Here is a 7,638-nt window from a genome sequence, read left to right on the forward strand (position 1 = left end):
CGTAAATCCGAAATTGCGAAGGCGTCAGACGCCGGTGCGGGCCTTCGTCCGGGCATTGCGACGCTTGAGCGCGCGACGCTCGTCCTCGCTCATGCCGCCCCACACGCCGGCATCCTGGCCGGAGTCCAAAGCCCAGGTCAGGCACTCAGTGGTGACCGGGCAACGGGTGCAGACGACCTTCGCGTCGGCGATCTGGGCGAGTGCCGGACCGCTGTTCCCGACGGGGAAGAACAGTTCCGGGTCCTCGTCACGACAGACCGCCTTGTGCCGCCAATCCATAGTTACAACTCCTTGTCATGTGCGCAGCAAGGCGCACGAGCTTTTCTTCGGCTGTTAACGCGTGCACATCAAATGTTTCTGCACTGTTGCATCCGATGCTTCCACAGGCTGAACAGATGTCAATAGAGGCGCGTTAACACGTGGGCAATCTCACTGGCTTCTGAGCTGGGACCGCGTTGACGACCCCTTCATTCGTTTGTACTACACTCAGGTCACTTACGCCTTCATTCGGCGCAGTTCACAGCGCGATCCCAGGTCAAACGGTTTTGGCTGGTGGCGCGACTACCGCGACGGCATCGGCAACGGACGTGAACGTGATGGTTTCGCGCTTGCCGAGATAATCCCCATCGATTTGGCACGGCACGGGCGTGTCGGCAGTCACTCGGACCCAAGCGACGTCGTCATCGCGCACCAGGTGCTTGGCCTCCAGCTTGGGATTCTTGGAGTTCATCTGGCACACCAGGCCGAGATTCGCCCACACGTTCATGCTGGTCGTCGCGAACACACCGAGCCCCGTATCGAAGCTCGTCGACGGATTCGTCCACACCGGCCGAGTGTTGGCGTAGGTCCACGGGCTGGAGTTCGACACGAAGGCGAAGTGCACGCCGCGCACGGGTTCGCGGTCGGGCAGGTGCAGGGTCAGCAACGGGTCTCTCCGGGCGCTGGCCAGCACTTCGCGGGTCGCCACCCGCATGTAGCGGGCCGCAGTGACCTTGCGGCCCTTCTCGCGCTGCGCCTCCACGGCGGCCACCACGGCGCCGTCGACGCCCATCCCGGCCGTGAACACCCCCCACCGCTCGCCGCAGTCCATCAGCCCGATGCGCCGCCACGACGCACCCCGACGGAACTCGCCGAGCAGATCGACGAGCTGGTTCGTTGCCTCGGTCGGGTCGGCGCTGATACCCAGCGCGCGGGCGAAGACGTTGGCGGACCCGCCGGGGACGACCCCGATCGCAGGACCATGCTCCGGCGGCGGCTGGCCGCAGTCGCCGAGTATGCCGTTGACCACCTCGTTCACCGTGCCGTCGCCCCCGTGGACGATCACGACGTCAACGCCGTCGCGTGCCGCGTCCCTGGCGATCTCGATGGCGTGGCCGCGGTGATCGGTGTGAGCAACGGTCAACTTGACGCGGCTCTCCAGCGCGTGCGCCAGCAGGTCACGCCCGGCAGGCGTCGTCGACGTGGCGTTCGGGTTGACGATCAGGACGGCGCGCACGGGTCCCGACCCTAGCGGCCCCGGATTAACTCCCGTCGCTTCGCTCGCCCCGAAAGCCCTTTCCCGTCGCTTCGCTCGCCCCGGCATCTTCCCGTCGCTTCGCTCGCCCCGGGCCACCATTAGGCTCGACCACGTGATCGTGTCCCCGCCATCGACCGTGCGGCGCGCGGGCGCCGTGGTGGCACTGGAGGGTGCCGCGCTCGTCGTCGTCGCCGGTGTGCTGGTGGTACGCCATCTCGCGGGCACGGACGATCCCCCGTTCTTGAGCGGATACGGCACCGCCGCATGGTTCGCCGTAATGGGCAGCGCAGTTCTCGCCGCCGCGTGGGCGCTCTGGACGGGCAGGCGCTGGGGTCGTGGAATCGCCGTCTTCGCGCAGCTCCTGCTGCTGCCGATCGCCTGGTACATGGCCGTCGACTCGAACAGATGGAGCTACGGGGTGCCCGTCGCGCTGGTGGCGGTCGTGGCCCTCGGGCTGCTGTTCAGCCCGTCCGCGGTGCAGTGGTTGTCTCAGGACCCGGCGAGTGCCGACAGGTCCTCACCGGACACCCGGTAGGTGATCCACTCGCTCTGCGGCCTGCCACCGACCCCGTCGTAGAGGGCGATCGCATTGGTATTCCAGTCCAGCACCGCCCACGACAGCCTGGTGTAACCGTTGTCGACACATAGCCGCGCCAATTGCGCCAGAAGAGCGCGGGCCAGGCCGTGTCGGCGGAACGCCGGTCTCACGAACAGGTCCTCGAGGTAGATGCCCGCGACGCCGTCCCAGGTGGAGAAGTTGTAGAACCACAGGGCCATCGCGGCGGGCTGTCCGTCGACCTCGGCGAGGTATCCGTGCACGGTGGCGGGTTCGTCGAAAAGCGCCCGATGCATCTGACTTTCCGTGACGGTGCATTCTTCGGAGGCCTTCTCGAATTCGGCCAACTCCTGCACCATGGCGACGAGTTCGACCTCGTCGCCCGGTCGCACGGGGCGGATCGTCGTGGTCACGTGTTCACTCCCAACGCTGTGAGGATCGTCCGGAACTTCGTATTCGTCTCGGCCACTTCGTCGTCGGGATTGGATTCGGCGACGATGCCTCCGCCGGATCGCGCCACGGCGGTGCGGCGGTCGGCGGACAATTCGGCGCAACGGATCGACACCACCCAGGTGCCGTCTCCGTCTGCGTCGCACCAGCCGACGGCGCCCGCGTAGAACCCGCGATCGCCCTCCAGCTCGGCGATGAGGTTGACGGCATCGGGTGTCGGCACTCCTCCTACGGCGGCCGTCGGATGCAGCGCCACGGCGAGATCCAATGCGGTGGTGGATGGTTCGCGAAGACGGCCGCTGATCGCGGTACTCAGATGCCACACCGCCGCCGTGTTGCTGAGCGTCGGCGACGCAGCGATGTCGAGGTCCACGCACAGCGGTTCCAGCGCCGATCGCATCTGGTCGACCACCAGTCGATGCTCGTGCAGGTTCTTCGCCGACTCGGCCAGCGCGGCGCCGTTGGCGCGGTCGACGGCGGGGTCGGGGGAGCGGGGCGCCGAACCGGCGAACGGCAGGCACGTCAGCACGCTTCCGCGGCGCGACACCAGCAGCTCCGGGCTGGCGCCTACCAGGGCAGTGCCGAGGTATCGACCGCCCGCCGCGCTGAGGTCGACGAAATAGGTTGTGGCCGAGGAGTCTTCGGCAAGCACAGCGATGATGGTGGAGGCGTCGAGCGCTTCGTCGGCCACCAGTCGCAGCGCTCGGGCGAGGACCACCTTGTGTAGCGGCGAGTCGGGATCACGAAGGTGCGCCAACGCCGTGGCGATGCGGGCGCGGTGCTCGTCGGGTTCGGGAATCGTCTCGGCAATCCGCATCGTCGGTCGTGGTCGCCGCCGCGCGCGTGGCAACTCGTCGGCGAACCGCACGGTGCGTGGCTGCATCAACGCCGTCGGGCGGGTGACGTCGAAGGGCAAGGCGCCCACGATGATCTGGGCGTCGCCGGAGGCCAGCGCCGCCTGGGCGTCGTCGAGTCGCGGGTACGGCGTGCCCGTCCCCTCGGCGAGGACGACACCGTCGCGACCCGCGAGGACGAAGGACGGATCGGTCACAGTGGCAGGAACGGGTGACGGTGCCCGCTTAGGCCGAGTGCGCTGATCTGACGAAAGCCGTGTTCGTAACCGCAGACCGCGATCGACGCCGCCGCCATGGACACGCGGATGCCCTCGGAGAGGGGCAGTTCGATCCACCGGGTCAGCATGCTTCGCGAGAAGTGACCGTGACCGACGAAGATCACGTCGCGAGAATCCAGGTGCGACAGGGCCATTTCCAGGGCCTGGTCGGCGCGCTCGCTGACCTGGGCGACGCTCTCGCCCCCCGGGCAGCCGTGCGTCCACACCATCCACCCGGGCACGGTCTCGCGGATCTGCGGGGTGGTCAGGCCTTCGTAGTCGCCGTAGTCCCATTCGGCGAGCAACGGGGACACCTCGTCGACGGTGAGTCCGGCCAGTTCGGCGGTGACGATGGCGCGGCGCCGTGGACTGCTGATGACGATCGGGTCGTCCAGCTGCAGTTCACCGAGGGCGTCGGCGGCCAATACGGCCTGCTCGCGGCCGTCCTCGGTCAGGTCGAGATCGGTGCGGCCGGTGTGTTGTCCACTCCTGGACCATTCGGTCTCGCCGTGCCGGAGGAGCAGGAGGCGGTGCCGTTCGGTAGCCACACCCGGGATTCTGCCCTACGTCGGACGCATTGCCCCGTGCGCGTGCTTGGATTGAGGTCAAGGGTCGGGAGGACGTCGTGGTTGGGAGAACAGGTTGACGCGGGTACTGGCGATCGCCAATCAGAAGGGTGGGGTCGCCAAGACGACGACGGTGGCGTCGCTGGGTGCGGCGATGGCCGAGGAGGGGCGACGGGTGCTTCTCGTCGACCTCGATCCTCAGGGCTGTCTGACGTTCTCGCTCGGCCAGGACCCCGACAAACTGGCGGTGTCGATCCACGAGGTGCTGCTCGGCGACGTCGAACCCGACACCGCGCTGGTGACCACCGAGGAGGGCATGACGCTGCTGCCCGCCAACATCGACCTGGCAGGCGCCGAGGCGATGCTGCTGATGCGGGCGGGCCGCGAGTACGCGTTGAAGCGGGCGCTCGCCAAGTTGGGGGCCGGATCGGCACCGGCGGCGAAGTCGAAACAGGGCTTCGACGTGGTCATCATCGACTGCCCGCCGTCGCTGGGAGTGTTGACGCTCAACGGGTTGACCGCCGCCAACGACGTCATCGTGCCTCTGCAGTGCGAGACGTTGGCGCACCGGGGGGTCGGCCAGTTCCTGCGGACGGTCGACGACGTCCAACAGATCACCAACGCCGAGCTGCGGATGCTCGGTGCGCTGCCGACGCTGTACGACTCGCGCACCACGCACAGTCGCGACGTGCTGCTCGACGTCGCGGATCGCTACGGCTTGGTGGTCCTCGCGCCGCCGATCCCCCGCACCGTGCGATTCGCCGAGGCCAGCGCGTCGGGTGCGTCGGTCCTCGCCGGACGAAAGAACAAGGGCGCCAACGCCTATCGTGAACTTGCGACCGCGCTTCTCAAGCATTGGAAGTCGGGCAAGGCGTTGCCCACCTACGCTCCAGACGTGTAGTCAGGAACCCAGCGCGACCAGGCTCCCGCCGCGTTGTTCCAGCAGGGTGCCGCCTGCGACACCGGGAATCACCGCCGTGGGGATCGGCTGGCGCGGCACCGCGATGTGGGCCACGCCGGCCCCGGTATCCGCCTGGAAGACGTCGTAGCCGGTCGTGACCGGTACCAGCAGCTTGCCAGCCATGCTGGCCGCGGGACCCACCGGAGCTTGGTCGGCGACGGGACTGACCGAGTACTTGTACCGCAAGCCGGTGGCCTCGAAGACCATCACGCTGTCGCCGGTCCACCAGGTGATCAGGTCACCCGCGCGGGTGGCGGTGGCCTCCGGCGATGCGGGGCGCGGCAGGTCGGTGCTGAAGACGGCGTTGCCGGTGTCGTCGTAGACCTTCACCACCGGCTTCGGGGTGGGCAGGTACACCGCGGTCATCGTCTCGGAAACGGCGACCACCTGGGCGTCCGCGTCGGCACCGACGCCCGGCAGTGGGACGGTCTTGGTGTCGGGCTGGTCCTCTTCGTCGGCTGGTTTCAGCAGGGTCAGACGCAGGTCGGCCTGCCCTGGGCAGGATTCCAGCGCCGACACCCCCGACGAACTGCCGGCTGCGGAGACCAACCGGCACACGGGCTGTGCGGGGACGTCGGGCTTGATCCGGGCGTCGAGCGCGCCGTAACTGATCATTCGCACCATGTCGGAGCGCCACAGCTCCAGTCGGTTGTCGCCTGCCGAGAGCACCGTCGAGCCATCCGTGGACAGCCGCACTTCGCGGTCGGCGTACGCAGTTCGGCTGTAGTTGCGTCGTCCGGTCTTGGCGTCGATGGTCGTCACCTGCCCGCATCCGCGGGCGTCGGGGTACACGGCGACGGCATCGGAGTACACCGACGTGATGCCGCACAGGTCGACGTCGCGTGCGTAGCTCCATAGAACGTTTCCGGTAGCGGGGTCGCGGCCGTCCATCTCGTGCCCGGACCCGGTGATCACCGCGCCTGCGGCCACCACCGGTCGGCTACTGGCCGGGCTCGCCGCGGTCCACAGCTCGCGCAGAGTCGTCGGCACGTCGGCGGCGGTCTTGAGTGCTGGCACGGGCGCCGCGGCCGGTCGGCTGATGGTCGCGCGGGCGTCGCTCGTCCACCAGATGAGTCCTCCGGCGACCACGAGGGCCACGACGATTGCCAATGCCGCCAGCAGGTCACCCTTGGTGCGGCGCTCGGGTTTCACCACGCGCGGTCGAAACCTCGCCTAGCCCGCCGTCGGCGCAGCGGAATTGGGGCGACGACGCCTGCGTCGACGACGCGCCGGGCCGGCACCGTCGCCCGACGGCTCGCCATCGGCGGCCGCGGCCTTCTCGGTGGTCTCGACGTGACCGGTGGCGGACTTGCCGCCCCTGGTGCGCTGCCGGGTACGGTCCCCGTTGCGGGCGGGACGTTCCCCGTCGCGCTTCTCCCGCTTGTCGGCTTCACGCGGCGCCCGCTTGGGGCGCGAGGCCTCACCGACCGTGCCTGCGACGTCGGTGGGGATGTCCAGGTCGGCGAAGAGGTTCGGCGAACTCGAATACGTCTCGACGGGGTCGGGGTTGTTCAGGCCGAGCGCCTTGTCGATCATCGACCAGCGCGGCAGCTCGTCCCAGTCGACCAGGGTGACGGCGATACCCGTCTTGCCTGCGCGGCCGGTGCGACCGATGCGGTGTACGTAGGCCTGCTCGTCCTCGGGGATCTGGTAGTTGATGACGTGGGTGATGTCGTCGATGTCGATACCGCGCGCGGCGACGTCGGTGGCGACGAGGACGTCCACGTCACCGGTGCGGAACGACTTGAGTGCCTTCTCGCGGGCGCCCTGGCCGAGGTCACCGTGCACGGCGCCGACCTTGAAGCCGCGCTCGGCGAGCTCGTCGGCGACCTTCTGCGCGGTGCGCTTGGTGCGGGTGAAGATCATCGTCGCGCCGCGCCCATTGGCCTGCAGGATGCGGGCGACCATCTCGACCTTGTCCAACGCGTGCGCGCGGTAGGCGTGCTGCTTGGTGTTCTCGTGGGTGGCTGCGGAGTGCGGGGCCTCGGCGCGGATGTGCGTCGGCTGGTTCATGAAGGTGCGGGCCAGCGTGATGATCGGGTCGGGCATCGTCGCCGAGAACAGCATTGCCTGCCGGTCGGTGGGGATCTGCTTGAGGATCCGCTCGATGTCGGGAAGGAAGCCGAGGTCGAGCATCTCGTCGGCCTCGTCGAGCACCAGCACCGAAAGACCGCCGAGCTGCAGGTGGCCCTGCTGAGCGAGGTCGAGCAGGCGGCCGGGGGTGCCGACGACGACGTCGACGCCCTTCTGCAGCGCCTCGATCTGCGGCTCGTAGGGGCGCCCACCGTAGATGGAGGTCACCGACAGCTTGCGGTCGCCGACCCTGAGGTACTTCGCGGCGTTGGCGAGGTCCTCGTAGACCTGGATGCACAGCTCACGGGTGGGCACCACGATGAGGGCGCGGGGGATGCCGGTGAGCGGCCGCGTCTCGTCGGTGACGATGCGGTGCAGCAGCGGTACGCCGAAGGCGAAGGTCTT

The 7,638-nt window shown here is 68.4% G+C and carries 9 protein-coding genes; 2 read left to right on the forward strand and 7 right to left on the reverse strand.

Going from position 1 to position 7,638, the window contains the following annotated elements; all coding sequences use genetic code 11:
* Window positions 1-24: 24 nt before the first annotated feature.
* Together ABW137_RS20810 and ABW137_RS20815 are read right to left on the reverse strand one after the other, a co-directional pair.
* Complete coding sequence (locus ABW137_RS20810; protein ID WP_526403332.1) at window positions 25-279, reverse strand: WhiB family transcriptional regulator; 255 nt, start codon at window positions 277-279, stop codon at window positions 25-27.
* 256 nt (window positions 280-535) lie between these two features.
* Window positions 536-1,495 (reverse strand): diacylglycerol/lipid kinase family protein, encoded by a 960-nt coding sequence (locus ABW137_RS20815; RefSeq protein ID WP_526403333.1) that lies wholly within the window; start codon window positions 1,493-1,495, stop codon window positions 536-538.
* Window positions 1,496-1,628: 133 nt separating this feature from the next.
* On the opposite strand from ABW137_RS20815, the gene ABW137_RS20820 reads away from it, so the two are divergent.
* Complete coding sequence (locus ABW137_RS20820; RefSeq protein ID WP_526403334.1) at window positions 1,629-2,051, forward strand: hypothetical protein; 423 nt, start codon at window positions 1,629-1,631, stop codon at window positions 2,049-2,051.
* On the opposite strand, the gene ABW137_RS20825 is transcribed toward ABW137_RS20820, so the two are convergent.
* Genes ABW137_RS20825 through ABW137_RS20835 form a run of 3 tightly spaced genes read right to left on the reverse strand, consistent with a single transcriptional unit; the run spans window position 2,006 to window position 4,181 of the window.
* The gene (locus ABW137_RS20825; protein ID WP_526403335.1) at window positions 2,006-2,485 is read right to left on the reverse strand and encodes a GNAT family N-acetyltransferase; all 480 of its coding nucleotides are present in this window, start codon (window positions 2,483-2,485) and stop codon (window positions 2,006-2,008) included. The two genes, ABW137_RS20820 and ABW137_RS20825, sit on opposite strands and share 46 nt — an antisense overlap.
* Window positions 2,482-3,573 (reverse strand): isochorismate synthase, encoded by a 1,092-nt coding sequence (locus ABW137_RS20830; protein ID WP_526403336.1) that lies wholly within the window; start codon window positions 3,571-3,573, stop codon window positions 2,482-2,484. Before ABW137_RS20830 ends, ABW137_RS20825 begins: the two co-directional genes overlap by 4 nt.
* Window positions 3,570-4,181, reverse strand: coding sequence for an acid phosphatase (locus ABW137_RS20835; protein ID WP_526403337.1), 612 nt, complete (start codon window positions 4,179-4,181; stop codon window positions 3,570-3,572). The genes ABW137_RS20830 and ABW137_RS20835 overlap by 4 nt, the downstream gene beginning before the upstream one ends.
* Before the next feature lie 94 nt (window positions 4,182-4,275).
* Here ABW137_RS20835 and ABW137_RS20840 point away from each other — a divergent pair, with 94 nt between their 5' ends.
* On the forward strand, window positions 4,276-5,100 hold the full coding sequence (locus ABW137_RS20840; protein ID WP_526403338.1) for a ParA family protein: 825 nt from the start codon (window positions 4,276-4,278) through the stop codon (window positions 5,098-5,100).
* On the opposite strand, the gene ABW137_RS20845 is transcribed toward ABW137_RS20840, so the two are convergent.
* Together ABW137_RS20845 and ABW137_RS20850 are read right to left on the reverse strand one after the other, a co-directional pair.
* A complete protein-coding gene (locus tag ABW137_RS20845; protein WP_526403339.1) occupies window positions 5,101-6,315 on the reverse strand; it encodes an Rv3212 family protein in 1,215 nt (404 codons plus the stop codon).
* A gap of 18 nt (window positions 6,316-6,333) precedes the next feature.
* Window positions 6,334-7,638: DEAD/DEAH box helicase (locus ABW137_RS20850; RefSeq protein WP_526403340.1), on the reverse strand; the 1,305-nt coding region annotated here is incomplete at its 5' end.

It is taken from the genome of Mycobacterium sp., assembly GCF_040509115.1.
In the GTDB taxonomy this organism is placed as follows: Bacteria; Actinomycetota; Actinomycetes; order Mycobacteriales; family Mycobacteriaceae; genus Mycobacterium.

Excerpts from the sequence above, each read along its gene's own strand:
- ABW137_RS20810 (WP_526403332.1), bottom strand. The coding sequence starts at position 279 with ATGGATTGGCGGCACAAGGCGGTCTGTCGTGACGAGGACCCGGAACTG.